29 protein-coding genes are annotated in these 25,544 nt (G+C 49.5%); 18 read left to right on the top strand and 11 right to left on the bottom strand.

The window, feature by feature from the left end:
* Positions 1-15: 15 nt before the first annotated feature.
* From CDA54_RS13630 to CDA54_RS13620, 3 genes are read left to right on the top strand one after another with little or no spacing between them, the layout of a single operon-like run.
* Complete coding sequence (locus tag CDA54_RS13630; RefSeq protein ID WP_099035576.1) at positions 16-381, top strand: HesB/IscA family protein; 366 nt, start codon at positions 16-18, stop codon at positions 379-381.
* 43 nt (positions 382-424) lie between these two features.
* Positions 425-958 carry a putative Fe-S cluster assembly protein SufT gene (gene sufT, locus CDA54_RS13625; RefSeq protein ID WP_099035575.1) on the top strand — a complete coding sequence of 178 codons (534 nt, stop codon included), beginning with the start codon at positions 425-427 and terminating at the stop codon, positions 956-958.
* A gap of 17 nt (positions 959-975) precedes the next feature.
* The gene (locus tag CDA54_RS13620) at positions 976-1,386 is read left to right on the top strand and encodes a SufE family protein (protein ID WP_099035574.1); all 411 of its coding nucleotides are present in this window, start codon (positions 976-978) and stop codon (positions 1,384-1,386) included.
* 855 nt (positions 1,387-2,241) lie between these two features.
* On the opposite strand, the gene CDA54_RS13615 is transcribed toward CDA54_RS13620, so the two are convergent.
* A complete protein-coding gene (locus tag CDA54_RS13615) occupies positions 2,242-3,405 on the bottom strand; it encodes an IscS subfamily cysteine desulfurase (protein ID WP_099035573.1) in 1,164 nt (387 codons plus the stop codon).
* Positions 3,406-3,407: 2 nt separating this feature from the next.
* Complete coding sequence (gene iscR / locus CDA54_RS13610) at positions 3,408-3,887, bottom strand: Fe-S cluster assembly transcriptional regulator IscR (protein WP_099035572.1); 480 nt, start codon at positions 3,885-3,887, stop codon at positions 3,408-3,410.
* Positions 3,888-4,023: 136 nt separating this feature from the next.
* Here iscR and CDA54_RS13605 point away from each other — a divergent pair, with 136 nt between their 5' ends.
* The gene (locus CDA54_RS13605) at positions 4,024-4,344 is read left to right on the top strand and encodes a helix-turn-helix transcriptional regulator (protein ID WP_229748076.1); all 321 of its coding nucleotides are present in this window, start codon (positions 4,024-4,026) and stop codon (positions 4,342-4,344) included.
* 16 nt (positions 4,345-4,360) lie between these two features.
* Here CDA54_RS13605 and cysE read toward each other — a convergent pair whose 3' ends face one another.
* Together cysE and trmJ are read right to left on the bottom strand one after the other, a co-directional pair.
* Positions 4,361-5,164: a serine O-acetyltransferase gene (cysE, locus tag CDA54_RS13600; RefSeq protein WP_099035571.1), complete on the bottom strand. Its 804-nt coding sequence runs from the start codon at positions 5,162-5,164 to the stop codon at positions 4,361-4,363.
* A 14-nt stretch (positions 5,165-5,178) separates the two neighbouring features.
* Entirely contained in the window at positions 5,179-5,910 is a 732-nt protein-coding gene (gene trmJ, locus CDA54_RS13595; protein WP_099035570.1) for a tRNA (cytosine(32)/uridine(32)-2'-O)-methyltransferase TrmJ, read from the bottom strand.
* Between the two features lie 183 nt (positions 5,911-6,093).
* Here trmJ and suhB point away from each other — a divergent pair, with 183 nt between their 5' ends.
* Positions 6,094-6,873 carry an inositol-1-monophosphatase gene (suhB, locus tag CDA54_RS13590; RefSeq protein WP_099035569.1) on the top strand — a complete coding sequence of 260 codons (780 nt, stop codon included), beginning with the start codon at positions 6,094-6,096 and terminating at the stop codon, positions 6,871-6,873.
* Between the two features lie 387 nt (positions 6,874-7,260).
* On the opposite strand, the gene secF is transcribed toward suhB, so the two are convergent.
* The 6 genes from secF to queA form a co-directional block, all read right to left on the bottom strand.
* Positions 7,261-8,202 (bottom strand): protein translocase subunit SecF, encoded by a 942-nt coding sequence (gene secF / locus CDA54_RS13580; RefSeq protein WP_099035567.1) that lies wholly within the window; start codon positions 8,200-8,202, stop codon positions 7,261-7,263.
* Between the two features lie 12 nt (positions 8,203-8,214).
* The gene (secD, locus tag CDA54_RS13575; protein ID WP_099035566.1) at positions 8,215-10,059 is read right to left on the bottom strand and encodes a protein translocase subunit SecD; all 1,845 of its coding nucleotides are present in this window, start codon (positions 10,057-10,059) and stop codon (positions 8,215-8,217) included.
* 16 nt (positions 10,060-10,075) lie between these two features.
* Complete coding sequence (locus tag CDA54_RS19620) at positions 10,076-10,222, bottom strand: hypothetical protein (RefSeq protein ID WP_180237220.1); 147 nt, start codon at positions 10,220-10,222, stop codon at positions 10,076-10,078.
* 57 nt (positions 10,223-10,279) lie between these two features.
* A complete protein-coding gene (yajC, locus tag CDA54_RS13570; protein ID WP_099035565.1) occupies positions 10,280-10,618 on the bottom strand; it encodes a preprotein translocase subunit YajC in 339 nt (112 codons plus the stop codon).
* 89 nt (positions 10,619-10,707) lie between these two features.
* A complete protein-coding gene (gene tgt, locus CDA54_RS13565; RefSeq protein ID WP_099035564.1) occupies positions 10,708-11,835 on the bottom strand; it encodes a tRNA guanosine(34) transglycosylase Tgt in 1,128 nt (375 codons plus the stop codon).
* Positions 11,836-11,985: 150 nt separating this feature from the next.
* Entirely contained in the window at positions 11,986-13,035 is a 1,050-nt protein-coding gene (gene queA, locus CDA54_RS13560; RefSeq protein ID WP_099035563.1) for a tRNA preQ1(34) S-adenosylmethionine ribosyltransferase-isomerase QueA, read from the bottom strand.
* Positions 13,036-13,241: 206 nt separating this feature from the next.
* Here queA and CDA54_RS13555 point away from each other — a divergent pair, with 206 nt between their 5' ends.
* A complete protein-coding gene (locus tag CDA54_RS13555) occupies positions 13,242-14,873 on the top strand; it encodes a methyl-accepting chemotaxis protein (RefSeq protein WP_099035655.1) in 1,632 nt (543 codons plus the stop codon).
* 111 nt (positions 14,874-14,984) lie between these two features.
* Here the strand turns inward: CDA54_RS13555 and CDA54_RS13550 are convergent, their stop codons facing one another.
* Positions 14,985-15,257, bottom strand: coding sequence for a DUF6471 domain-containing protein (locus CDA54_RS13550; RefSeq protein WP_099035562.1), 273 nt, complete (start codon positions 15,255-15,257; stop codon positions 14,985-14,987).
* Between the two features lie 153 nt (positions 15,258-15,410).
* Here CDA54_RS13550 and CDA54_RS13545 point away from each other — a divergent pair, with 153 nt between their 5' ends.
* The 12 genes from CDA54_RS13545 to CDA54_RS13490 all read left to right on the top strand — a co-directional run.
* The gene (locus CDA54_RS13545; protein ID WP_062481534.1) at positions 15,411-15,800 is read left to right on the top strand and encodes a DUF2170 family protein; all 390 of its coding nucleotides are present in this window, start codon (positions 15,411-15,413) and stop codon (positions 15,798-15,800) included.
* Between the two features lie 13 nt (positions 15,801-15,813).
* A complete protein-coding gene (locus CDA54_RS13540; RefSeq protein WP_099035561.1) occupies positions 15,814-16,494 on the top strand; it encodes a PspA/IM30 family protein in 681 nt (226 codons plus the stop codon).
* 15 nt (positions 16,495-16,509) lie between these two features.
* Positions 16,510-17,553, top strand: coding sequence for an ion channel (locus CDA54_RS13535; RefSeq protein ID WP_099035654.1), 1,044 nt, complete (start codon positions 16,510-16,512; stop codon positions 17,551-17,553).
* Positions 17,543-18,190, top strand: coding sequence for a YjfK family protein (locus CDA54_RS13530; RefSeq protein ID WP_099035560.1), 648 nt, complete (start codon positions 17,543-17,545; stop codon positions 18,188-18,190). The genes CDA54_RS13535 and CDA54_RS13530 overlap by 11 nt, the downstream gene beginning before the upstream one ends.
* A gap of 581 nt (positions 18,191-18,771) precedes the next feature.
* Complete coding sequence (locus CDA54_RS13525) at positions 18,772-19,188, top strand: DUF350 domain-containing protein (RefSeq protein WP_099035559.1); 417 nt, start codon at positions 18,772-18,774, stop codon at positions 19,186-19,188.
* 12 nt (positions 19,189-19,200) lie between these two features.
* Positions 19,201-19,845 (top strand): DUF1190 family protein, encoded by a 645-nt coding sequence (locus CDA54_RS13520; protein WP_099035558.1) that lies wholly within the window; start codon positions 19,201-19,203, stop codon positions 19,843-19,845.
* Positions 19,846-20,005: 160 nt separating this feature from the next.
* Positions 20,006-21,169: a glutathionylspermidine synthase family protein gene (locus CDA54_RS13515; RefSeq protein ID WP_099035557.1), complete on the top strand. Its 1,164-nt coding sequence runs from the start codon at positions 20,006-20,008 to the stop codon at positions 21,167-21,169.
* A 48-nt stretch (positions 21,170-21,217) separates the two neighbouring features.
* Positions 21,218-21,769, top strand: a complete 552-nt coding sequence (locus CDA54_RS13510; RefSeq protein WP_099035556.1) for a rhomboid family intramembrane serine protease — start codon at positions 21,218-21,220, stop codon at positions 21,767-21,769.
* Positions 21,770-22,005: 236 nt separating this feature from the next.
* Positions 22,006-22,728, top strand: a complete 723-nt coding sequence (locus tag CDA54_RS13505) for a YebC/PmpR family DNA-binding transcriptional regulator (protein ID WP_099035555.1) — start codon at positions 22,006-22,008, stop codon at positions 22,726-22,728.
* Positions 22,729-23,491: 763 nt separating this feature from the next.
* The gene (locus tag CDA54_RS13500; RefSeq protein WP_099035653.1) at positions 23,492-23,740 is read left to right on the top strand and encodes an RNA recognition motif domain-containing protein; all 249 of its coding nucleotides are present in this window, start codon (positions 23,492-23,494) and stop codon (positions 23,738-23,740) included.
* Between the two features lie 570 nt (positions 23,741-24,310).
* Positions 24,311-24,799, top strand: coding sequence for a helix-turn-helix domain-containing protein (locus tag CDA54_RS13495; protein WP_099035554.1), 489 nt, complete (start codon positions 24,311-24,313; stop codon positions 24,797-24,799).
* A gap of 204 nt (positions 24,800-25,003) precedes the next feature.
* Positions 25,004-25,544, top strand: a 541-nt coding sequence (locus tag CDA54_RS13490) for a hypothetical protein (RefSeq protein ID WP_188503279.1), incomplete at its 3' end; no start/stop codon positions are given.

Here is a 25,544-nt window from a genome sequence, read left to right as displayed (position 1 = left end):
GTTAAGGAGAATGATATGAGTGTTGAGACATTTACCCCCACAATGAATAGTGGTGATGCAGTAAGTCTTACCGAATCTGCAATAAAACATTTTGAGGCAAAACTGAACAATCAGCCCGGCCATATGGTGCGCTTGTCGACAAAAGTCAGCGGCTGTACGGGTTATGCCTATGTGCTGGATGTTGCTGAGCAGGCAGAAGACGATGATACTCTGATTAAAGCCAGCGACACGCTTACCCTGGCGATCAGTGCCAAGGCGCTGGATCTGATAACAGGCACCGAAATTGACTACGTCAAAGAAGGTATCAACGGCGTAGTTAAATTTAATAACCCCAATGTGGTCAACGAATGTGGCTGTGGTGAAAGCTTTAATGTCACCTGAGCAATCAATGAGGCCGGGAATGATGCCCGAAGAGGTTCGGTAAATGCAGCAAAAAATGGTCGTGACCGAGCGGGAATGCAAAGCCAGGCGAGTGCCAACCGGCGAGGCACAGGTTATTCCGGAAGGCGAGTTCGTCAATATCACTCAGGATCTTGGTGGCAATTATACGGTGACCTGGCGTGGCAATATGCTGCGTATCGATGGAACCGATGGCGATGCCATAGGCCGTAAACCCCAAAAAATGGACTTTCCTGCTCCTGAAGACGGACGCATTCATGAAGATCAGGTGATGCAGGCGCTGGAAACTGTCTATGACCCGGAAATTCCCATCAACCTGGTTTCGCTGGGATTAATTTATAAGGTCGCTGTCAATCAGGACACCCGGACCGTACATATCGATATGACGCTGACTGCCCCCGGCTGTGGTATGGGCCCGGTATTAGTTGGTGATGTAGAATATCGGGTGGGGATGGTACCCAATGTCAATAAGGTTGAGGTGGAGCTGGTATTCGATCCGCCCTGGTCCCGTGAAATGATGAGCGAAGAAGCCCAGCTTGAAGCTGGTGTGTTCTTCTGAACAACCTGAGATCCATAATGAAATTACCCAACAGCGAAGAAATTGTTGAAGATCTGGCGTTTTTTGATGACTGGGAACAGCGCTATCAGTACATCATTGATCTGGGCAAGAGTATCCCACCCATGGATGAAAACCTGAAAACCGACGATCGGCTGGTCAGGGGCTGTCAGAGCAGCGTATGGCTGGTGAGTCATGACCAAAATGGTACGTTACAGTTTCAGGTAGACAGTGACGCTGTGATTGTTAACGGGCTCCTGGCACTGGTGATGGCTGCTTACAATGACAGAACCCCGGCGCAGATCCTGGATTTTGATATCGACGACTACTTTAAACAACTTGATCTGGAGCGTCATATCACCCCGACCCGTGGCAACGGCCTGCGTGCCATCGTCGCCAGGATCCGGGCCATTGCGAAGGCTAAAAAGTAAGGGGGAAACAAAAATAACCACAGAGACACAGAGAGCACAGAGGTATCAACGGTTTAGCCCTTTTACTTCTCTGTGCCCTTCGTGCCTCTGTGGTGAAATCTCTTTTCGTGCTTTGTACTCCGGACTATCCCTGTCCTGCGCCTGTGGCCGCCATTAAACTACTGGCGTTAAAAATCGCTCCAGGCGATTTTTTGTGCGGCTCGCGGTAGAGGAAAGACGCTGGATTCCCGCCAACTGCCGCGGGAACGACATTCGGTCATGCCCGAGTGTCGTTATCGGGCATCCAGCAGCCTTTGATGCCATCTCGGCATTGAGTCATCAAAGTTGCTGGACAAGTCCAGTGACCTTTGAGAAAGAATGAAATAAACACAGAGAGCACAGAGGTATCAACGGTTTAGCCCTTTTACTTCTCTGTGCCCTTCGTGCCTCTGTGGTGAAATCTCTTTTCGTGCTTTGTACTCCGGACTATCCCTGTCCTGCGCCTGTGGCCGCCATTAAACTACTGGCGTTAAAAATCGCTCCAGGCGATTTTTTGTGCGGCTCGCGGTAGAGGAAAGACGCTGGATTCCCGCCAACTGCCGCGGGAACGACATTCGGTCATGCCCGAGTGTCGTTATCGGGCATCCAGCAGCCTTTGATGCCATCTCGGCATTGAGTCATCAAAGTTGCTGGACAAGTCCAGTGACCTTTGAGAAAGAATGAAATAACCACAGAGAGCACAGAGGTATCAACGGTTTAGCCCTTTTACTTCTCTGTGCCCTTCGTGCCTCTGTGGTGAAATCTCTTTTCGTGCTTTTCGTGGTGAAAAAACCCCGCAATCCGCTGCGCTTCTTACGGGCTACACTGATAACTCCCCTACCAGTCCAGTGCCATTCTCTTCAGATCGCTGATGGCAGCGTGGATATGCTCAATGGCGAAATCGATATCCTGTTCTGTGGTAAAGCGGCCAATCGACAGGCGAACAGAGCTGTGAGCCAGTTGATCGCTCAGCCCCAGTGCCTTGAGCACATAAGAGGGCTCTATACTGGCCGAGGCACAGGCAGAACCACTGGAAACTGCCAGATCTTTTAGCGCCATCAGCAGCGCCTCTCCATCAACATCCGCGAAATGAATATTGAGATTGCCGGCAACTCTTGCCGACTCACTGCCATTTAAACCAATGCCTTCAATATCGCTAATCCCACGCCAGAGACGCTGACGCAGTGCCAGAATCCGTTGATTCTCCGACGCCATCAGCTTGCCGGCAAGGGCAAACGCCTCGCCCATGCCAACGATCTGATGTGTCGGCAACGTACCGGAACGCATGCCCCGCTCATGTCCGCCACCATGGATCTGCGCATTAAGATGAATACGCGGTTGACGTCGCACATACAGCGCCCCTATGCCCTTAGGACCGTAGCTTTTATGAGCTGAGAAAGACATCAGATCAACCGGCAACTGCTGCAAGTCGATGCCAACCTTTCCGGTGCTTTGCGCTGCATCCACATGAAACAATACCTGATGCTGACGGCATATCTCGCCGATAGCAGCAATATCCTGAATCACGCCGATCTCATTATTAACCTGCATCACCGAAACCAGCACCGTATCGGCGCGAAGGGCGGCTTTAAGTTTATCCAGGTTTAACAATCCATCGGCTTCAGGGGCCAGATAAGTGACCTCAAAACCCTCTTCTTCAAGCGCCGAGCAGGCATCCAATACTGCTTTGTGCTCAGTTTTCAGGGTAACAATATGCCGCCCTTTATCTGCATAGAACCGTGCGGCACCTTTAATAGCGAGGTTGTCAGATTCAGTAGCTCCTGAGGTAAAAATGATTTCACGGGGATCAGCGTTCACCAGTTCACCAATCTGATTGCGGGCAATATCGACAGCTTCTTCAGCCTGCCAGCCATAGCGATGGGAGCGTGAAGCTGGATTTCCAAATACGCCGTCCATGGTCAGATATTGCATCATTTTATCGGCAACAGCAGCATCAACCGGTGTGGTGGCGGCGTAATCAAGATAAATGGGCTTTTTCATACTCAGACTTGTAAGGTAATTTTCATTCCGGCATCGGCCTGATGCTTGCTACTGTCCTGGCGCTTCGCCACCAGTTTAATGTCTTGTTTGGCCATCAACTCACCGAGACTGATACCGTTAAGAAATTCAGCTATACGATCACTGAGATCGCTCCACAAACTATGGGTAAGACAGCGTTCGCCTCCCTGGCAATCTGACTTGCCGCTGCAACGGGTGGCATCAACCGACTCATCTACAGCATGAATCACTTCACCAACAGAAATTTCTGTAGCATGGCGGCCAAGCTTATAGCCACCACCGGGTCCGCGCACACTGGATACCAGCTCTTCGCGACGCAGACGTGAAAATAGCTGTTCAAGATAAGAAAGGGATATTTCCTGACGTTCAGAGATGTCAGCCAAAGGAACAGGGCCTCGCTGCGAGTGCAGCGCCACGTCCAGCATGGCAGTCACTGCATACCGACCTTTAGATGTTAGTTTCATGCCTTTAGCCTGTACTTTTTCATGCTGAAGAGCATGCCATACCCGACTAATTTAGTAAAGTATAAGTCCCAGTAAAACACTCAGGTATTAGTATCGGCTTTCGTCGACACAGATACCTGATAAAGACTGTCTTCCTGTGCAGCCCAACCTCAAAGTGGCGGATCTTGCCCGCGCATTAGATGTATCTGAGTATCGGATTAGCCGGGTAATGAAGGAACACCTGCAGGCACGCAACTTTAACCATTATGTGAATAGGCTGAGAATAGAACATGCCCGGCACATCCTGGCGCAACCACAGTACCAGCACTGGCCAGTTCTGGTGGTGGGTATGGAGAGCGGGTTTGCCTCTGTCGGCCCCTTTAACCGGGCATTTAAGCAGTTTACCGGCCTTACCCCGAACCAGTACCGACTACAAACAGTCGGCTCGGTTCAGGTATCTGCATCCGCTTCTGGCTGAGGGCCAGAAACATCACCTAGATCTTGGGGTCGAAGGCCTCTTTCGGGTCTTTTTTCTGATCGTCGGTTTCCAGCCCCTCAAAATCATCCAGATCAATACTCGGCAAAGAGTCGGCGCACACATCGCCGCCCATCTTATTGATGGCTTTGCACATATCTTCTACCTTCGTGTCGATCAGGTGTACGTGATCCAGCATACGGCCAATGGCGTTTGCCACCGGGTCCGGATTATCCGGTGATACTGCATAGGCGTCGAAACCATATTTTCGGGCAATCTTGTCTCTGTCATTGGCTTTTTCTAAATCTTTCGCCTGAGCAACGATACGACCGGGAATGCCCACCACTGTCGCATCATCGGGAACGTCTTTAACCACCACAGAATTTGACCCCACTTTGGCGCCTTTTCCTATAGTGATGGGCCCAAGCACCTTGGCCCCGGCTCCGACCACCACATTATTCATCAGCGTGGGATGTCTCTTACCGGCATTCCAACTGGTGCCTCCCAGGGTTACGCCATGATAAAGGGTGACGTCATCTCCGATCTCAGCGGTTTCCCCGATGACAATGCCCATGCCGTGGTCGATGAAAAAACGGCGACCAAGCGTCGCTCCCGGATGAATTTCAATACCTGTGATCCAGCGCGCGAAGTTTGACACCACTCTGGCCAGCCATTTCCAGTTCGCCCGCCATAACTTATGGCTGAGCCGGTGTATCCAGATTGCATGTAACCCCGGATAGGCAGTTAAAACCTCAAACGTGGTACGGGCCGCCGGGTCGCGGTGAAAAACACTCTGAATATCTTCTTTAATGCGCTCAAACATGGTCTTTTAGGGCTCTAGTCCTGGCTGTCGATACGCTTGTCCACCGAGGCCAGGATGCCTCGCAGGATATTGAGTTCCTGCGCTTCTGGTCTGGCCCGGTTAAACAAACGACGTAGTTTCGTCATTACCATACCCGGATGCCTGGCAACAATAAAATTCGTTTTACTTAGGGTTTGTTCCAAATGACTATAAAAACCTTCCAGTTCCTGCGTCAAAGGATACTCAGGCTGCGCGGTTGGTTCAGATTCAGCATGCTGCTGACCCGCCAGATGTGCCATACGAACCTCATAGCACAAGGTCTGCACCGCCGCGGCGAGATTCAGAGAACTGTAATCCGGATTGGCCGGAATACACACATGAAAATGACATTGCTGCAGCTCTTCGTTACTCAGACCATTGTTTTCGCGGCCAAATACTAACGCAACCGGATGCTCTGTTGCTTCGGCAACCAGCTTCAAACCACACTCCCGCGCATCCAGCATTGGCCAGGACAAGGTTCTGGAGCGGGCGCTGGTGCCCACCACCAGTCCACAATCTGCTACCGCCTGCTCCAGATTCGGTACCGTTTTACAATTGGCCAGAATATCTCCGGCACCGGCTGCCAGGGCGCTTGCCTGACCATCAGGTGCTTTAACCGGGTCGACTAAATACAGCTCGGACAGCCCCATGGTTTTCATTGCCCGGGCCGCCGAGCCGATATTGCCCGTATGAGAGGTATTTACCAGTACTACGCGAATATTATGCATTGCCAGTGATACGTTCAGTAACCAAAAAGTGGCGCCGATAATAACATAGTCTTAGGCACAGCAGGCACTGGCCCATTGCAATATTCTGACGCTCTGCTAGAATGCGCGGCGGTTTCCCGGCTATATGTTTTATCGGCAGCGGGAACAATACAGATGTTCTTTTACAATTGATGGTGACTTGTTATGCATGCAATGCTGAATATTGCCGTGCGCGCTGCGCGCGTGGCTGGAAATATCATCGCTCAGGGTTTTGAACACCGTGACGATCTGATGACCGAATCTAAAAGTGAAAATGATTATGTAACCCGCGTTGATAAAGAAGCGGAGCAAGCCATCATCAATAAAATCCAGCAATCCTACCCCGATCACAGTTTTGTGGGAGAAGAAGGGGGTGTGATTGAAGGCGATGACGACTTCAAATGGATCATCGACCCGCTGGATGGTACCACCAACTTTGTTCGCGGCGTTCCTCACTTTGCCGTATCTATTGCCTTAATGCATAAGGGCCGTCTCGACCAGGGCGTTGTCTTTGATCCCATCCGCAATGAATTATTCACCGCCAGTCGTGGTGCCAGTGCCCAGCTCAATGGCTACCGTATCCGTTGTTCCAATGCCAAAGAACTCAGAGGCAGTCTGCTGGCCACAGCCTTTCCGTTTAAAAATAAAGAACAGGAACTGGCTGAATCTCTGCAATTGTTCAGTAAAGTCTATCCTCAGTGTGGTGATATCCGCCGCAGCGGCTCAGCCGCACTGGATATGGCATATGTCGCCGCAGGACGACTCGATGGATATTGGGAGAAAGGCTTAAAGCCCTGGGATATGGCTGCCGGCGCGCTGTTGATTCAGGAAGCTGGCGGACTGGTAACAGACTTTAAAGGCGGCCATGAGCCAATGAAAACCGGCAGCCTCGTATGTGGCAGCACCAAACTGGTACCTGCGCTGTTAAAAACCTTTAAGCAATAAATCAAAGACAAAAATAACCACAGAGTCACGGAGGGCACAGAGATGATAAGACTGTTTTACACCTCTGTGTTCTCTGCGCCACAGTGGTGAAATCGCTTTTTATTCGTGCTTTTACTCCGGACTCACAACCTTTAGCCTCAAATCCAACGAGGCGCGTCCGCTGCGCTCCTTGCAGGCTACACCCCGCTGTAAGCAATAGACTTTGAGATCAATTTCGCGCAGAGTGCCAGGCCGCAGAGGAAATAAAAAGGCGATGTCCGCTGGTGCTGACATCGCCTTTTTCATAACATGCGGTAAATTAACCCCACCAATTTTCACCTTACAATCTCTGTGCCCTCCTTGGCCCTGTGGTGAAATTTCCCTTCCCTGTGGCCCGTGAGCCTTATATCAGACCAGTGGGTCCTGATCGGCTCCCTCTTTCTCCACTTCCGGAGGCATCAGATCTTCTTTACTGATCCCCATAGCCAGCGAGATTGAACTGGCAACGTAGATAGACGAGTATGTACCGATAATCACGCCCATCAGCAATGCCGTAGCAAACCCATGGATCAACGCACCGCCTTTAAAGAACAACGCAAGCAATACCAGAATAGTGGTTAATGATGTGATCACCGTACGGTTAAAGGTTTGCGTCAGCGACCAGTTGATCACTTCTTCAGGCCCACCTTTGCGAAGTTTACGAAAATTCTCACGGATCCTGTCCATTACCACGATAGTATCGTTGAGTGAGTAACCTATTACTGCCAGCAAGGCGGCCAGTACAGTCAGGTCAAACTCCAGTTGCAGGATAGAGAACAGCCCCAGAGTGAGAATCACGTCATGGGCCAGTGCCGCAACGGCACCAACACCAAAACGCCACTCGAAGCGCATGGCCACGTACATCAGAATACAGAGCAGCGCCACCAGCATCGCCAGCCCGCCCTGTTCAGTCAGTTCCTGACCCACCTGAGGCCCGACAAACTCGATCCGACGCATCTCCACTTGCTGGCCATCGGAGCGCAGGGCCACCATGACCTGGTCACCCATAGTAGCGGCTTTTACACCCTTACGGGGTGCAAGGCGAATGAGTACATCCGAGCTGCTGCCAAACGTCTGTACTACCGCATCGCCGAAGTCGGCCTGTTGCAATTGATCGCGAACCTGAGATAAATCAGCCGCACCTTCATACCCCACTTCAATAACCGTACCACCGGTAAAGTCCAGGCCCCAGTTCAGCTGATTAACAGCCAGCGAAGCAATGGACCCAATCACCAACAATGCCGACAAAATCATCGCCGGCATGCGCAGCGACATAAAGGGAATTTCCTGATCAAATTTAAATAATCGCATAGAACAATTCCCCTAGATTGAGAGTTTGTTAAGGCGCTTACCGCCCCAAACTGCATTAACGATAGCGCGGGTACCAACTATTGCTGTAAACATAGAGGTCAGAATACCTATTGCCAATGTAATGGAGAAGCCTTTCACCGGCCCGGTACCTACAGCAAACAGAATAACCGCGGCGATTAATGTGGTGATATTGGCATCAGCAATGGTCGACAATGCGCTGTCATACCCATGGTGAATGGCCTGTTGTGGGCTGCGCCCATCGCGGATTTCTTCGCGTATCCGCTCAAAAATCAGCACATTGGCATCCACCGCCATGCCCACGGTAAGTACGATACCTGCCATACCGGGTAAGGTCAGCGTGGCACCCGGGATCATCGACATCACGCCTACAATCATCACCAGGTTAATCACCAGAGCGGCATTGGCTACCAGACCAAACTTTTTATAGTAGGCCACCATAAACACCAGAATCAGCACCAGGCCCCAGACAATCGCCTGCATCCCCAGGTCGATATTTTCTTGTCCCAGGCTTGGCCCTACAGTGCGTTCTTCAACGATCTGGATGGGAGCTACCAGCGCACCGGCACGCAGCAACAAGGACAAATTCTGAGCTTCGGCCGGCGAGTCAATACCGGTGATACGGAAGCTGTTACCCAGCCGTGCCTGGATGGTCGCCACATTGATCACTTCTTCGTGCTTATCGAAGATAATCTTACCCTGCTGGTCGGTTTTACCACTGGGTTTGTATTCGATAAACACCGTCGCCATTGGCTTACCGATGTTGTCCTTGGTACTGCGCGACATCTTACTGCCGCCTTCAGAGTCCAGATCAATATTCACCTGCGGACGACCATATTCATCAAAGCTGCTATTGGCATCAATAATATGATCTCCGGTCAGCATCACTTGTTTTTGCAGCAATTGGGGCTGGCCGTTGCGGTCCATTAATAACTGTGAACCTGGCGGAACTCTTCCTTCCACGGCATCGCGCACATCATGATCCAAATCCACCAGACGGAATTGCAGGGTGGCGGTGGCGTTAAGAATTTCCTTGGCGCGGGCGGTATCCTGAATACCAGGCAACTGTACAACAATGCGATCGGAACCCTGGCGCTGAATCACCGGCTCGGCAACACCGAGCTGATTAACCCGGTTGCGCATAATCGTGATGTTCTGCTTGAGCGCATATTCCTGTATTTCTTTACGGCGCTGCTCAGACAAGTTTGCGGCCAGCGTCTGTGCACCAATATCCTCGATTTCAAGGTCAGGGTTATTGGTGCTCAAAAAGCGTATAGCCTGGTCCAGGGTTTCCTGATCACGGAACTGAACTTCCACTTTATCACCCTGTTGCTCCACACGACGATAGCGCAAGCGCTCTTCACGCAGGCTGTTACGAAAATCATCTACCATCTGTTCCTGAGCGCGGACAATAGCGGCATTCATATCCACTTCCATCAGAAAGTGCACACCACCACGTAAGTCCAGACCCAGCTTCATAGGTGTTCCACCAATATTCTGCAACCATTCTGGTGCTGCAGGCGCCAGGTTCAGCGCGACCACATAATCACTGCCCAGCAGTGCGGCCAGCGAGTCTCTGGCACTGAGCTGATCATCGCCATCTGCAACCCGGATCAACAGCTGGTCATCCTCCATCTGGACTGACTTCACACCAATCTTAGTGTCATCCAGATGGTTGCTGACTCTGTCCATCAGGTCTAAATCCACCACTGCATTACGCCCGGCAGAAATTTGCACTGCGTGGTCCTCACCATAGAGGTTGGGAGACGCGTATAACGCACAGACGGCAATCACCAGGATCACCATCATGTACTTCCATAAGGGATATTTGTTTAACACTGACTTATCCTTTTGATCAAAACACCGGAAACGCCTGGGCATTCCGGGACAGCTTCTGCACGGCGGGTAAAAGATCGGCCAGGAATTCTGTTCCCGACAACCCGGTCATACCGTACATTCTGTGCATCGCCACTTTTTTTTCGCGTCCATGCGAGCGCGGCATACTGTACATCCTGTACATAAAGAAGGCGGCCATGCCGCCTTCTCTCGCTTTACTGCTTCAGATACTTTTTATGGTGCCTTTGGGCAATACTGCTGCCACAGAAGACTTCTGCACCACGACGTTGGTGCTGTCATTCAGCGCCAGTTCGATAAAATCTTTCTCGTCACTGACTTTTGCGATTTTTCCAACCATACCGCCCTGCGTCAGCACTTCATCTCCCTTGCTCAGCGAAGCAATCAGATTTTTGTGCTCTTTTGCCCGCTTCGCCTGCGGACGATACAGCATGAAATAAAAAATCAGACCAAAAATCCCCAGCATGATCAGCATTTCAAAGCCGCCGCCCTGGCTGCCTGCAGGTGCCGCCTGTGCATAGGCGTTAGAAATAAAAAAGCTCATAATATTCCCCTGGTTTTGTTGTTTTCATTTTATCACCGTCCCAATGGCCGGTGGTATTTTGTCTGACCTGCCGGTTAGTGGCAGAAAGTTTACGCACTCGTGTCACTCAGCGCAGGCACATCCATGTCTTTAGCGGCATAAAAGTCAGCCACAAAATCGTCCAGCGTATTGCTGGTGATAGCACTGCGCAGCCCCTCCATCACCCGCTGATAATACCGCAGGTTATGAATGGTATTGAGCCTGGCGCCAAGAATCTCATTGCACTTGTCCAAGTGGTGTAGATATGACCGTGAATAATTTTTACAAGTGTAACAGTCACATTTTTCGTCAAGCGATGCCGTATCGGTCTTATGTCTGGCGTTACGAATTTTGACCACCCCCTCGGTCACAAACAGATGACCGTTTCTCGCATTACGGGTCGGCATCACACAATCAAACATATCAATACCGCGCCGCACGGCTTCAACAATATCCTCTGGCTTCCCTACTCCCATCAGGTAACGGGGCTTGTCCGCCGGTATACGATGGGCCGTGTGATCCAGAATACGAATCATGTCTTCTTTGGGTTCTCCCACCGACAAACCGCCGATGGCATAACCGTCGAAACCAATCTTCTCAAGGCCTTCCAGCGACAACTGACGTAACGCTTCGTACATACCGCCCTGCACTATACCAAAGAGTGCAGAGGGGTTATCGCCATGGGCAGATTTACTGCGTGCCGCCCAGCGCAATGATAATTCCATTGAAGTACGGGCTTCTTCGTATGTTGCCGGGTACGGTGTACATTCATCGAAAATCATCACAACATCAGCGCCTAAATCACGCTGTACCTGCATAGATGTTTCGGGGGTCAGCATGATTTTCTCACCGTTAATGGGTGAGCGGAAGGTAACGCCCTCTTCGCTGATTTTGCGCAGATCTCCGAGGCTGAATACCTGGAAGCCACCTGAATCGGTCAGAATCGGCTTGTCCCAATGCATAAAGTCATGCAGGTCACCGTGCATCTTCATGATTTCAGTTCCGGGGCGCAGCATCAGATGAAAGGTATTACCCAGGCAAATCTCTGCCCCGGTATTATCCAGTTCTTCCGGCGTCATCCCCTTAACCGTGCCGTACGTGCCTACTGGCATAAACGCCGGGGTCTCCACTGTACCCCGCTCAAACTCAAGGCGCCCGCGACGGGCTTTGCCGTCAGTGGCCAATAAATTAAATTTCATGTAATTCCTTATCAGCACATCGAAAAAACAGTCCAAGGCTGAAGCTGAGTTCCTGCCTTATGGGCGCGGAAAAAAATGACGCATGATTATAAAGGATTCCCCCTCTACAAAGACACCCTTTATTATCCTGCACAACGTAAACCTTCAGATTTAACCTGTCTTCGCTTTCTCAATAAACATGGCGTCGCCATAGCTGAAAAAGCGATATCTGTGTTCAATGGCCTGATGATAGGCATGCATGATGTTTTCTTTGCCGGCAAAGGCACTGACCAACATGATCAGTGTTGATTCAGGCAGATGGAAATTGGTAATCATGGCATCCACTACGGCAAACTCATAGCCCGGGTAAATAAAGATATTGGTATCACTGAAGAACGGCTGCAGCGCCTTTTGTTCCTTCAGTGCGGCCTGCGCAGCCGATTCCAGCGATCTGACCGATGTCGTACCCACTGCCACCACCCGCTTACCGGCAGCTTTGGTACTAAGCACCGCATCCACAACCTGCTGTGACACTTCGGCATACTCTGAGTGCATCTGATGCTCTGCAATGTTTTCCACCCGCACCGGCTGAAAAGTGCCCGCGCCCACATGCAATGTCACAAATGCAGTATTGATACCTTTTTGCTTCAGTCTGTGCAGAATTTCCTGATCGAAATGCAATCCCGCAGTGGGAGCGGCGACTGCACCGGGTTTATCGTTATAAACGGTCTGGTAGCGTTCTTTATCTGTCTGCTCATCGGGTCTGTCAATATAAGGGGGTAAAGGCATATGACCATATTGTTCGAGCAATTCCAGTACCGGCTGATGATGATGAAACCGCAACTCGAACAGCGCGTCGTGACGTTTAACCATCTCAGCGTCCAGTTGTCCTTCCAATAATAACCGACTGCCGGGTTTTGGCGCTTTGCTTGCGCGCACGTGAGCCAGTACTCTGTGAGAGTCCAGTATGCGCTCGACCAATACCTCAACCTGACCACCGCTTCGTTTTTTGCCGAGCAGGCGCGCGGGAATCACTCTGGTGTCATTAAATACCAGTAAATCACCTGGTTCGAGCAAATCGATAACGTCGGTAAACTGCAAATGACGCACTGCACCATCCTGGCCCTTTAAATGCAGCAAGCGACTGGAGCTGCGCTGATGTGCAGGATAGCGGGCGATCAGCTCATCCGGTAAATCAAAGTGAAAATCGGATACTTTCATTGGGGACACCCTATCAGCCTGTTGTTGCAGTGAAATCAAACGGGCCGCTATTCTAATCTGTGGCTCCCGCATGAGCAATTGTGTGATGGGATGATGACTGAAGTCGTTGTCATAAAACTATCATAACCTCTTCGCCGGATTATATTAGAATGCCGGCGACTGGGATGCAGAACCGTCTTTCCCGCTGTATTTTTACGAGGTTTTTTATGTTGCCCGAACGCTTTCAAAGACTCCGTCCCAAAATTCTCGGCCTGCTCGGTGCGGGTATTCTCTCGGTAGGTTTGATTGCCGCCATTGGGATCTGGTTACTGGCGTCGCAGATCGCACACTATGAAAAGCTGATACAACAGGAAGTGTCTGCCGCAAGCCTGGCCGATCATATCAATCTTAATTTCAAACGCCAGGTCCAGGAATGGAAAAACGTGCTGCTTCGCGGCCATGACGCTCAGCGCCAGAAAAAATACTGGAGCAGCTTTATGGCATTGCACCAGCGGATTCAGAATGACAGTGACAAATTCCTGCGCCTGCAGATAGCTGGCGATCTCAGGCAACAAATGTCTGACTTTAGATCCACCCATCAGCGCATTCTGGCTGACTATCAACAAGGTTATCAGGCCTTCGTTAACAGTGGTTTTGATCATAAGGCCGGAGACAAAGCGGTGGCCGGTATCGACAGAGCCCCCACTAAACAACTGGAAGAATTAAGCGGGCAGTTGCACAGCATCATATTGCAGCAAAGCGAGCACAACGCACAGCAGGCACAAAGCGCAATCAGCCTGAGCATACTGGCCATAGTCCTCGCCATTGTGATCAGTATTACCGTCAGCGCCCTGTTTATGAATACCAAAGTTGTGCGCCCGCTCACTACTTTGATCGATCATTTACGTAATGTCAGCAAAGGCCAGTTTCAACAACAGGTCATTATTCATAGTAAAGATGAAATCGGGCGTATGTCTCGCGGTATTGAAAGTCTCAGACAGAGTCTGTTAGATATCTGCAGTGGTCTGGACACAACACAGAAAGACCTGGATCACGTATGCACCAGTCTGGTGGACAGTGCCGGAGCCATCAGCAGTGGTGTTACCGAACAAAATCGTGGCACCGACGTTATGCACAGCTCAGTTCAGCAGATGAGTGACAATGCTAATGAAGTCAGCCACTACGCCAGTGATGCCAGCAGCGCTGCCAATGACGCAAAAGACGCGGCAGGCAACAGCATAGAAGTGATGAAACAGAGCATCAGCACCATCGGTCAGACGTCAGAGCAAATTCAGGCCACTGCCGCAGTAATTGGTGCCCTGGATGAAGACGCACGCAAAATCGGCACCGTACTGGATGTGATCAAAGGCATCGCTGAGCAAACGAACCTGCTTGCCCTGAATGCCGCAATAGAAGCAGCCCGAGCCGGTGAGCAGGGCCGGGGCTTCGCTGTGGTGGCTGACGAAGTCAGAACACTGGCCGCCCGCACCCAGAAATCCACGGAAGAAATTCAGCAAATGATCCAAAACGTACAGCTCGGTGCCAGTAATGCCGTTCGCGCGATTGAGCAAGGCCAGCTGCAGACCAGTGAAAGTGTCAGCAAAGTGCATGCCGCCGACGAGCACTTGCAGAAAATCAACGGTGCGATCGAGCAAATCGCTGACCTCAATCGAAGCATCGCCGATTCTGCCAGACAACAAAGTGGCGTCAGTGAGCAGATTATGGCTAACCTGACAGAGTTGTCAGAGATTGCCCGTGTAAACGGCGAACATGCCAACTCCTGTGAACAGGACAACCGTACGCTGCTGGAGGTAAAAGACCGGATGGCGAGCATTATCGCCCGGCTAATGCACAAATGAATTTCACCACAGAGTCACAGAGGACACAGAGAGGTTAAGGAACTAAACCGGTTAGTACCTCTGTGTTCTCTGTGACTCTGTGGTGAATATGGCTTTTATAGCAAAGCGGCTCTAGTCGGGCAGTGTTACCCCCATCTCTTTAAAGATATCCAGGATTTCCTCCCTCTCAATGGGCCGGGCATTGAGCACAAACATAATTTGTAACAATAGATCGGCACCCAGAATACCCTTATTGACTTTATTTCTCAGGTTGTCTGCGCTTTGATTAATACCGATTTGTGTAAGGCGCTCGCTAAGATCCTGATATTTTGCGCCGCGCCGGGACATCTGCGCTTTAATCAGGCGCTGTACCAATTGGCGCCAGTTTGCGTTGGGTCCTTGCATGACTCTCTCCAAACAATCTATTTGTGACTTATAATTTACACTAAGACCTTATTTTATTCAAAAATAAATAAAATAATATTTGACGGAGAAGAAGTTGTCTGTCTATGATAACTTCCATTATGAAACGCTGTGTGCCTGTTAAAGGAGTAAAACATGACCTGGGAGCTTGCTCAGTTAGAAGCATTATTCAGTGACAATAAAGACTTAGTGGTAACCCGCCAGCAGGATTGTCTGTTAATTGCTAACGAAGACGGTATCGATGCCTGGCTGGCAATCAGCGGCGAGCAGATTATTGTCGAAACCCTGTTATTTTCGGTTGCCGAAGTTAAAGACAAGGCTGCCCTGAACGAAGAAATACTGAAAACACATATGTTGTTTCCACTCACTACTGTGGGAATTTCTGTAGTAGCGGATGAAGAATATTACACCGCTTTTGGATCACTGAGTTCTCAGTCCAAAGGTGAGAGCATTGTGATTGAAGTAGAAACCCTGTTCCAGAATGTGGCGTCTTTCCTGGATGCCTATCAGGATCATTTGAAGTAAACGAGGAGGCGTTATGTCTGTTTGGAGAAAATTAATCACTGCTGTTAAAGGCGGTGTTACCGAGGCGGCAGAGTCTGTTGCCGATAGTCAGGCCATTCGTATTCTGGAGCAGGAAATCCGCGACGCCAAAGAAGAGCTGCGCAAATCGGATCATGCCCGCACCCAGATTCTGGCCAAGTGTAAACTGGCGCAGCAAAAGGTGGACAGTCTGGCCGGCTCAATCGGCGAGTATGAAAACCATGCCCGTCAGGCGGCTGACAAAGACCGGCAGCTGGCACTGGATTGTGCCCAAAAAGTCTCAGAACTGCGTTCAGAGCAGGATGCCGAGCAACAGATGTTAGATCAGTTTAAACAATCAGAGAAAAAACTGGCTGCCAATATTTCTCAGGCTAAAGCAAATCTGCGCAGACTGGAACAGCAAGTGGATATGGTCAAGGCCACCGAATCAGTGCAAAAGGCCCAGGTTGCGGTGTCTTCTCGTCACCTCGGTGCCAACAGCAAGATGAAAACGGCTACCGAGTCTCTGGATCGCATTCAACAGCGCCAGACAACCCGCAGTGCAGAGCTTGAAGCGGCCGAGGAACTGGCCAGCAACGAAGATAATGATGATCTGAGCTCCAGACTGGCGGCAGCCGGTATCCAGGGTGGTAAGTCTTCCGCCGATGATGAGCTCAGCCGTATTCTGGGTAAATAACGGAGCCCGGCGTTGATATTTTTCAAACTGCGCAAACTGCTCAGTCGTTATCTGCAAGACATGCGCTGGTACGTTATCGTATCAGCGTTTTTCGTTTATGCGCTGCTGAGCTGGCTGTTGTTGGTATGGGCCGGGGAAACCGCACTGTATCAATGGCCTGATTATCTTTATTGGTTGGTGGTGACCAGCTCAACGGTAGGTTACGGAGACCTCTCGCCCACAACTGAGGCCGGTAAATATGCGGTATCACTGGTGATTATTCCGGTGGGATTAAGCTTATTTGCGCTGATTCTGGGTAGAGCTGCAGCCTGGGTATCCAGCCAATGGTTTAAAGGAGCAAAAGGGATGAAAGATTTGCATTTGGATAATCATATCCTCGTTATCGGCTGGAATGGTCAGCGTACCATTCAGTTACTCAATTTGTTGCTGCGGGAAAAAGAACACGCCCCGAATACTCCCGACATTGCACTGTGTGTGAGGGCTGATGTGGAGAATCCGATGCCCGACAAAGTCGAATTTGTCAGGGTCGAATCCTTTAATCAGGATCTGGATATGGACAGGGCCTGCATTGGCGACGCCAGTGTGATCATTATCGATAATGATTTTGATGATATGACCATGACCGCCGCGCTTTACGCCAGTAAGCGCAACCCCGGGAGCCATATCATCGCCTACTTTAAAGATGAAAGCCTGGTTGGGTTATTACGCCAGCACTGCCCGAATGTGGAATGTACGCCCAGCGTGGCAGTAGAAATGCTGGCCAAATCAGCTTTTGATCCGGGTTCCAGCGCCCTGCACCATGACCTTCTCAGTGTGCAGGAAGGGCAGGCCCAGTATTCTGTGGCAATACCAGAGCTTAGTAAGCCTCTCACTGTGGGTCAGCTGTTTAGCGGGCTGAAAAAACATTACGATGCGACCCTTATTGCCTTGTCTGATGAAAGCAAAAAGATCATGCTTAATCCCACCGCAAATCAGCAAATCAAGGCCGGAAGTAAGATCTACTATATTGCTGAGAATCGCATCACCAGAGTTGACTGGGAGGCCATGTATGCTGAGTAAGTGGTTTGGAAAAAAACAAGAATCTACCGCACCCAAAGCTCCCGAAGTCATGGGGCTGTACCTGGGCGGTTCATTTCAGCTCGATGAGCTGAAGTTACGTTTATTGCAACCACAATTGCTGATCGATGGTGCCGCCAGTACCCATCTAATTCAGGCAGTGGGAGAAGTCGAGCTCGACAGTGGTGGCAAGTTACTGCGTTTTTATACCGATGATGATGCGTTCTTGCAGGTAGTACTGGATGGCGGTGACACAGAGCAGCATATTACCGATGTCAAACTCTGGTATTTTTATGACACTAAAACCGTAGGCTCTGACAGCCAGTGGCAGGCTTTGATCGACAGTGGTATTTCTCAACCGGAATATGAACTGGAACAGGTTACCTTTACCCGGGTCTGGGATGCCGTCGGTGATGCGTCTCCGCCAGTGGCCATGACAGAAAAAACCTATGAACAGGACGGTGATATCAGTGAAACCGACCAGTTCGTGATGTTGTACGAGCGACCGCTTGAGAACGACGATGCCGAGTTTGTGATGGTAAGCGGGGAAGAAAAAATTATCGATGACAGGGCAGATCGCTGCCTGGTGATAAGCACGGGGCTGAATCTGCAACCCGCAGATATTAAAATCAACGGATAATTGATTTGAACATTATCTTAGGAAATTTCAACACAGAGTCGCAGAGAACGCCGAGGAAGCAATACTATGTACGGTCCAATTTATTGGACTTGTGCAGCTAAGCTGGAGTTGTCAGGTGAATCCGATCTCGCAGAGACGCAAAGGCGCGGAGAAATACATAATTGGCGCTAAGGCGAAGGGAATGTAAAAGTAAGAAAGATTTATTTCTCAGCGGCCTGGCAGAATCCCCGTATTCCGTTGCACTCCATACGGGCTACGGGAACAGATTAGCGGATAGCTCTTGCACCTCAGCGCCTTAGTGTCTCTGCAAGATCAAAAATAAAGAGTTGGGTGAGTCAGTTATCAGTAAGAGGTCCTGATTTTCATCAGGATGACGTTTTCCGCTGAACCGAATAAGCTAAAAATTGCTTACGCGGTCTGTAGGTCGGGCTTTAGCCCGACAATCAGCGATACATGTGAGATCTGTCGGAATTAATTCCGACCTACGCAAAAACGATTGCGCCTTTACCCTCAGCCGGTTTCGCGTATGCTGGGGAAATAAACAATCTGAATTATCTTAACAATAAAACGAGGAACACCTTATGGACGCTGTGATGTTATCGCTTTCCGGGCTGGGCAATTTCGCCCTGTATTTTATCGTTTCCATTATTCTGCTGTTTGTATTCAAAGTGCTTTATGCTTTGGTCACGCCCCATGATGAATGGAAGCTGGTCAAAGAAGATAAAAGCATCGCCGCTGCAGTGGGCTTTGGTGGCTCAGTTGTTGGCTTCAGTATTGCCCTTGCGGGTGCTGCCAGCAATGCCGTGTCACTGGTCGACTTTGCCATCTGGGGGCTGGTCGCACTGATTGCCCAACTGCTGGCTTTTGCCCTGCTGCGTTTTACTTTTATGCCCAAAATTGTCGAACGCATCAACAGTGACGAAATCTCCGCCGGTGTAATGCTGGCCGCCATGTCTATTGCCATCGGCCTGCTCAACGCCGCCTGCATGACATATTGATAGGAGGAGACCATGCAAGATAAATTGCCAGATTATCAGCAACAACAGTCACAGGAACCCCGCCAGAAGCGCTCTTCAGGCATCAACCTGAACCGTATGCGTAAAGGGTTTGCGGTAAAGCCTCTGGCCCTGGGTGTAGCCACCGTTCTGCTCAGCGCCTGCGGCAACAAGCAGGAAGCCAAGGTTTACACATCGCCTGATGATTGCATCAGCGACAACCCGGATTATGCCGAACAGTGTCGCACCGCCTATAAACAGGCGGTAGAAGAAGCCGCACGCACCGCGCCTAAATACAACAATGCGCAGGATTGCGAATACGATTTCGGCCAGCAACAATGCCGCCAGGTGCAGACCTCCAGCGGGTCATTCTTTATGCCTTTCATGGCCGGCTATATGCTGAGTAACCTGATGTCACCCAGAGGCTATTATTCACAGCCGCTGTTTACCTCCTATTCGCGCCACTCTTCTTATCGCAATCGCTGGATCACCTCTGATGGTTATGATTACGGCAACCTGCGCAACCGGAATCTGCGCGTCGGTCAGGATGCCTTTAAGAAAAAGCCTGCCGTGACCCGCACCATTAAACGGGGCGGCTTCGGCTCTACGGTCAGGGCCAAATCCAGTTGGGGCAGCAGCTCCAGAAGCTGGGGCGGATAGCGTATTCACCACAGAGCCACAGAGAGCACAGAGTCTGAATAGTGGAGAAAATGCATATTATATCTATGCGTTTCACGGCGGCTCTGTACTAAGTTATTAACCGTTAATCGATTCTCTGTGTTCTCCGTGCCTCTGTGGTTAAAAATAAATTAAGAAGGCAATGCTGAGACTACCTATTACCCCCCGAGCAAACTGGAAGCAGAAAGCGGCCGAGTTTGGCTTTCATTTTCACACCCTGTATGGCGAACCCTACTGGGATGAAAGTGCGTATTACCAGTTTTCCTTAAAGCAAATCGAAGAAGATCTCGAAGCCCCTACCGAAGAGTTGCATCAGATGTGCCTGGAGGTAGTGGATAAGGTGGTCAGAGACGAACAATGGTTGCGGGCCTTCTGCATACCCGAAACGTTCTGGCAACAGGTGTCTGATTCCTGGCACCATCGCGATCCGAGCCTGTACTCACGGCTGGATCTGGCGTATCAGGGGAAGGGCCCGGCCAAGTTATATGAAAATAACGCCGATACTCCCACCAGCCTATATGAATCTGGATTCTGGCAGTGGTTGTGGCTTGAAGAACAGGTGAATCGCGGGCTAATCAGCAAAGGCGCTGACCAGTTCAATTCATTGCAGGAAAAGTTGGTTCACCGCCTTAGTGAGATTGCTCATCACTATCAAATTAATCAGATGCACTTCGCCTGCTGCAAAGACACCGAAGAAGACCGCGGCACAGTACAATATCTGCAGGACTGTGCACGGGAGGCAGGCTTAACAGATGACTTCGTGTATATCGAAGATATTGGTCTGGGTGAGTCAGGGCATTTTACCGATCTGAAAGACCGGGTAATAAACAGTTTGTTTAAACTTTACCCCTGGGAATTTATGCAACAGGAGGCGTTTGGCGAGCATATTAAAAGCGCCGAAGTAAACTGGCTGGAGCCTTTGTGGAAGTCGGTGCTCTCAAACAAAGCCCTGTTACCTATGCTGTGGAAGCTGTTTCCCAATCATCCGAATCTTCTGCCCTCCTGGTTTGAACAGGACCTGCCCGCAAGTTATCAGCATAAATTGATTAAAAAACCCATCTTCTCCCGCGAAGGGGCTAATATCAGTCTGGTGGAAGACGGCCAGACGCTGTTAGAAAGTGACGGGCCTTATGGTGAAGAAGGCTTTGTTTATCAGGCATGGTATCCCCTGCCCCGCTTTGGTGATAATCATACTTTGATTGGCTCCTGGCTGGTAAATGACAAGGCTGCCGGAATCTCTGTCCGCGAAGACAGCGGTCCCATTACCCAGGATATGTCGCGCTATCTGCCCCATGTGATTTTGTGAAGAGAGTAATGAGTGAAGTGTGAGGAGAGAGGGGTGAGGAATTCATAAATGCTTAAAAATCAGTTAAAGATAACACTCTGGTTGCTGGGGCTGTTCCTGGTAGTGGAGATTATCAATCTGTTCACTGGCCGCAGCCTTAATCAGTTCGGTTTGCTGCCGCGGGAAGTTGAGGCGCTGCCAGGTATTCTGTTGGCACCATTTTTACATGGCAACCTGGCCCATTTTTTATCCAATATCATCCCACTGGGCATCTTCAGCTTACTGATGCTGGAATATGGCCTGCGCCGCGCGTTGTTCGTTAATCTATGGATCATCCTTGTATCCGGTATATTGGTCTGGCTGCTCGGGCGCTATGCCCTGCATATCGGAGCCAGTGGCTTAATCTACGGTCAGTTTGGCTTTTTAGTACTGGCGGGCTTTTATCACCGCCAGTTCCTGAAGATCCTTATCTCTGTGGGTGTCGGCTTGGTTTATGGCTCGATGATTTTTGGCGTATTACCCGGGCGGTCTTTTATTTCATGGGAATATCATTTATTTGGCTTTGTTGCAGGATTAATAGCAGCCCATTACTTCAATGGCCGCAAAAGCAAAACAACCTAGTACAGTGCGCCCGGGCATGTGATCTCGCAAAGCAAGGAGCTAGGCCGCAGAACGAAGCGGCCCCCGCAGACAGTGGCATATTATTAAGAAGCAACAACCCGCAGGTAAGCAATTGTCGCTTCCAATGGGTATAAAACTGGTCAAACACCTGCTGTTAAGGCTAAAATTCGCCCCCTTAACGGATTCGGTGGTGTATTCCACGATCGGCAAATTCTAATCAGTAAAGAGAGCATTTTATGGGCAGAGCATTTGAAGTTCGCAAGGTTGCGATGGCCAAAACCCAGGCAGCAAAGAGCAAGGTTTACTCAAAGTACGGTAAAGAGATTTATGTGACCGCCAAAAACGGTGGCCCTGATCCGGATACCAACCTCTCTTTGCGTCGTCTGATTGAAAAAGCCAAGAAGGATCAGGTACCCGCCCATGTGGTGGAAAAGGCCATAGATAAAGCCAGTGGTGCAGGTGGTGAAGACTATTCCACCGCCAGATACGAAGGCTATGGCCCCGGCGGCTGTATGGTGATTGTGGATTGCCTGACCGATAACAACAATCGCACCATTACCGAAGTACGCAATTGTTTTACCAAGACCAATGCCAAAATTGGTGCACCCGGTGCGGTCATGCATATGTTTGATCATCAGGCTATTTTTGCCTTCGCCGGTGACGACGATGAGCCCGTGCTCGAGGCTCTTATTATGGCCGATGCCGACGTTACTGATATAGAAGTGGAAGATGGCATGGTCACCGTATTTGCGCCCCATACCGAATTTTATAAAGTCAAAACAGCACTGACCGAGACCTTTGAGGGTATTGAGTTTGACACCGAAGAGATCACCTTTGTGCCTCAGACCACCACCACCATTACCGGCGACGATATTCCGCTGTTTGAAAAGTTTATGGATATGCTGAACGACTGTGATGATGTGCAGGATATCTATCACAACGCACAGGTCGATGAGTAAGGAGTGAGGACTGTGTAGGTCGGAATTTATTCCGACATATGTGCCAGTGGCGTAGCCCGCGATAAAGCGCAGCGGAATCCGGGAGCTCGATACACAATNGTAGGTCGGAATTTATTCCGACATATGTGCCAGTGGCGTAGCCCGCGATAAAGCGCAGCGGAATCCGGGAGCTCGATACACAATTCCCGTAATCCGCTTCGCTCCTTACAGGCTACAGTTCTGTTGAACCCGATATTAACCACAGAGGCACAGAGAACACAGAGATTCGAATGGCTAAATGCTTTGACTCCTTTGGTGTTATTCGTGCCTTTCGTGGCCAAAAGCTTTTCAACCACTAAACTCACGAACATAGAATAATCTCTCGCAGCGGCGCTGAGACGCAGAGGTTTTACGGTGTTCTTCTGTTGCCATCTTCGTGCTCTTCGCGTCCTTCGTGGTTGAAGGCCTTTGGACCACGAAGCGCAAGCTGCTGTTAGCCGGCATGCATAGGCGCAGAGATATTAACGATTTAATGCCCTTCACTTCTCTGTGCCCTCTGTGTCTCTGTGGTGAGATTATCTTTTTCGTACGCTTCGTAAGTGGCGTAGCCCGCGATAAAGCGCAGTTAAAGCCCTCTCTATACGGAGGGCTTTTTTATCAGTGTGATAAACACCTTCACTTTGCGATATATTGGCTGCCTGCATAAATGGCCAGCGCAAAGATCAGGCATGACGCAGATATGCCAGCGTTATTGACTCAACAACAACGACTAATCGGAAAATATATGAAATTAATAGTGCGTAACCTAGATCGAGCCACGACTGAAGATGAACTGAAGCGCATGTTTGAGGAATTTGGCGCCGTTCAATCATGCAATTTGGTCATCGATCAGGCAAGCGGTTTATCGAAGGGGTTTGGTTTCATTGAGATGCCGAAGGCAGGTGAAGCAAAGGCCGCCATCAAAAACCTCAACAATAAGTCTGTCGGCAACAGTAAAATACGCGTTAAAAAGGCCGAAGAGAAAAAAGCATAATAATAAGGTCAAGTCGCTGCTCACCTCACCGGGTAAAGGGAGCATCACTGCGGGAGCCTGGGTCACAGGATGCAGCGAAGGATATTGCACGGTGTCAAAATAGCGCCTGACACCAACCTACCGCAGCGACGAGAGCCGGCAAAGTGCAAAGAACGGAAGTCACTTTTTTCTTTTTTTACGACAATAGCGTTATCGTTCTTTTCACTGTCAATATAGCAACCGTTTATTTGTAGTAAGCAGAGAAATATCCTCTGGGATTCTACTACTAGTTCTTTTTTTCATATATTTCACTCTGATAAAAGCTTCAAGGTTGATAGCCTAGAGAAAAATATGACTCCCCCTCTATTATTTAGGTTGGTATCGTTGTGTTGGTTTGATTCCAAGTTGGTATGGTTAAATACGTCTTAATTCGGAGGTCATTTACGCCGTCATGGTAGAGGCCTTTGAGTCCTCACAGGTGTAGATAATTTAGTCCCCACCCTGGAGTCATATATTACTCCATAAGATCGTTGATACCTTTTATTTTCCAACATAGTATGAGTTATGAATCGTTCAATCAATGAGTGAACCATGACGGCGAAGGTTAAAAAAACGGCAGAGCAAGATATAAAGGCTAATGAAAGAAAGTGGGGCAAGCTACTTATGGATGCTGGTTGGACAGCTTTTCCGAGCATTATCCTAGAGAAGCAGCATGCCTTGGGGCTTACTGCTATGGATGTAAACATCATCCTCTACCTATCAACTCATTGGTGGGAAGCGGAAAGAAAGCCATACCCATCCAAGAAAACCATTGCGCAGGCGTTGGGTGTAACACCTAGAACAATTCAAAAGCGTATTGCCTCTTTAGAGCAAATGGGTTTTGTTAAGCGTGAGTATAGACCTCATGAACTCAAAGGTAATGATACCAATGTATATGACTTTTCGGGTTTGATAGAGGCTACAGAACCGTTTGCTCAAGAAAAACTAGAGGAAAAAGCTGCTGCACAAGAAGCTAAAAAAGCAAGGAAAAGCAGAGTAAAGCCTAAGTTAAAAGGGATCGACGGAGGAAAGAAGCGGTGATTAGAAAGACGAAAGCCAGCTTGATGCTGGCTCTCTTAAATCCGCAATCCGGCGTTTTTATCTAAAGACAGTCAACATCCGGTGCTTTCATACTTAATAAGGAACCGTGGACATGTCCTTTCAGCCCTTGGACGTAAAGATAACAAAAAACACTGTCAATAGCAATAGAGTGTAATTGTAGTAAACGGCAGATAAGAGAATATTATGAATTACAACGAATTAAAGCGAAGTCTATCGCCGTATAAATTAAACAGTTACCAAAGCTACCTTGGTTGTCAAACGGATAAGGAGCTGATTGCGGCGTATATGGTACTTCAAAGTCTTCAAGAAAAATTTTACTTACCTCTTCAATTAGTAGAGGTTACGTTGAGAAACAACATCAATGGCGGTATTCGGGATCTTCTTCATAATAGAGGCGCCACTACGAATCAAATAAACAGATGGTATAACTCTGTTCCTGTCACACAGGACTCTACTAGGCAGGTTGCCAAGGCTAAACAAAAAGCAAGTAGGGAAGTTCGAGGGAGAGGAGCAAATCATAATGATGTTATCGCAAGACTTAGCTTTGGATTCTGGGTTTACTTACTCGATACACCTCATAGGATCACGGGGCCGGCAAATCAGGCTCATCAACTTTGGCCGTTCCTAAACGACAAGGTATTCCCTAATAGGGGTGGGAAAGGTATACCCGCACTATTTAATGACCTGAATACGCTAAATAAAGAGACTGTAAAAATATCTGTGT

It is taken from the genome of Lacimicrobium alkaliphilum, assembly GCF_002591895.1.
Classification (GTDB): domain Bacteria; phylum Pseudomonadota; class Gammaproteobacteria; order Enterobacterales; family Alteromonadaceae; genus Lacimicrobium; species Lacimicrobium alkaliphilum.
The sequence above is the reverse complement of the archived record's forward strand: the minus strand, read 5'-3'. Positions and strand labels throughout refer to the sequence as shown.

Coding starts and splice junctions, on each gene's coding strand:
- CDA54_RS13630 (WP_099035576.1), top strand. CDS start 16: ATGAGTGTTGAGACATTTACCCCCACAATGAATAGTGGTGATGCAGTA.
- sufT (WP_099035575.1), top strand. CDS start 425: ATGCAGCAAAAAATGGTCGTGACCGAGCGGGAATGCAAAGCCAGGCGA.
- CDA54_RS13620 (WP_099035574.1), top strand. CDS start 976: ATGAAATTACCCAACAGCGAAGAAATTGTTGAAGATCTGGCGTTTTTT.
- CDA54_RS13615 (WP_099035573.1), bottom strand. CDS start 3,405: ATGAAAAAGCCCATTTATCTTGATTACGCCGCCACCACACCGGTTGAT.
- iscR (WP_099035572.1), bottom strand. CDS start 3,887: ATGAAACTAACATCTAAAGGTCGGTATGCAGTGACTGCCATGCTGGAC.
- cysE (WP_099035571.1), bottom strand. CDS start 5,164: ATGTTTGAGCGCATTAAAGAAGATATTCAGAGTGTTTTTCACCGCGAC.
- trmJ (WP_099035570.1), bottom strand. CDS start 5,910: ATGCATAATATTCGCGTAGTACTGGTAAATACCTCTCATACGGGCAAT.
- suhB (WP_099035569.1), top strand. CDS start 6,094: ATGCATGCAATGCTGAATATTGCCGTGCGCGCTGCGCGCGTGGCTGGA.
- secF (WP_099035567.1), bottom strand. CDS start 8,202: ATGCGATTATTTAAATTTGATCAGGAAATTCCCTTTATGTCGCTGCGC.
- CDA54_RS19620 (WP_180237220.1), bottom strand. CDS start 10,222: ATGCCGCGCTCGCATGGACGCGAAAAAAAAGTGGCGATGCACAGAATG.
- yajC (WP_099035565.1), bottom strand. CDS start 10,618: ATGAGCTTTTTTATTTCTAACGCCTATGCACAGGCGGCACCTGCAGGC.
- tgt (WP_099035564.1), bottom strand. CDS start 11,835: ATGAAATTTAATTTATTGGCCACTGACGGCAAAGCCCGTCGCGGGCGC.
- queA (WP_099035563.1), bottom strand. CDS start 13,035: ATGAAAGTATCCGATTTTCACTTTGATTTACCGGATGAGCTGATCGCC.
- CDA54_RS13555 (WP_099035655.1), top strand. CDS start 13,242: ATGTTGCCCGAACGCTTTCAAAGACTCCGTCCCAAAATTCTCGGCCTG.
- CDA54_RS13550 (WP_099035562.1), bottom strand. CDS start 15,257: ATGCAAGGACCCAACGCAAACTGGCGCCAATTGGTACAGCGCCTGATT.
- CDA54_RS13545 (WP_062481534.1), top strand. CDS start 15,411: ATGACCTGGGAGCTTGCTCAGTTAGAAGCATTATTCAGTGACAATAAA.
- CDA54_RS13540 (WP_099035561.1), top strand. CDS start 15,814: ATGTCTGTTTGGAGAAAATTAATCACTGCTGTTAAAGGCGGTGTTACC.
- CDA54_RS13530 (WP_099035560.1), top strand. CDS start 17,543: ATGCTGAGTAAGTGGTTTGGAAAAAAACAAGAATCTACCGCACCCAAA.
- CDA54_RS13525 (WP_099035559.1), top strand. CDS start 18,772: ATGGACGCTGTGATGTTATCGCTTTCCGGGCTGGGCAATTTCGCCCTG.
- CDA54_RS13520 (WP_099035558.1), top strand. CDS start 19,201: ATGCAAGATAAATTGCCAGATTATCAGCAACAACAGTCACAGGAACCC.
- CDA54_RS13515 (WP_099035557.1), top strand. CDS start 20,006: ATGCTGAGACTACCTATTACCCCCCGAGCAAACTGGAAGCAGAAAGCG.
- CDA54_RS13510 (WP_099035556.1), top strand. CDS start 21,218: ATGCTTAAAAATCAGTTAAAGATAACACTCTGGTTGCTGGGGCTGTTC.
- CDA54_RS13505 (WP_099035555.1), top strand. CDS start 22,006: ATGGGCAGAGCATTTGAAGTTCGCAAGGTTGCGATGGCCAAAACCCAG.
- CDA54_RS13500 (WP_099035653.1), top strand. CDS start 23,492: ATGAAATTAATAGTGCGTAACCTAGATCGAGCCACGACTGAAGATGAA.
- CDA54_RS13495 (WP_099035554.1), top strand. CDS start 24,311: ATGACGGCGAAGGTTAAAAAAACGGCAGAGCAAGATATAAAGGCTAAT.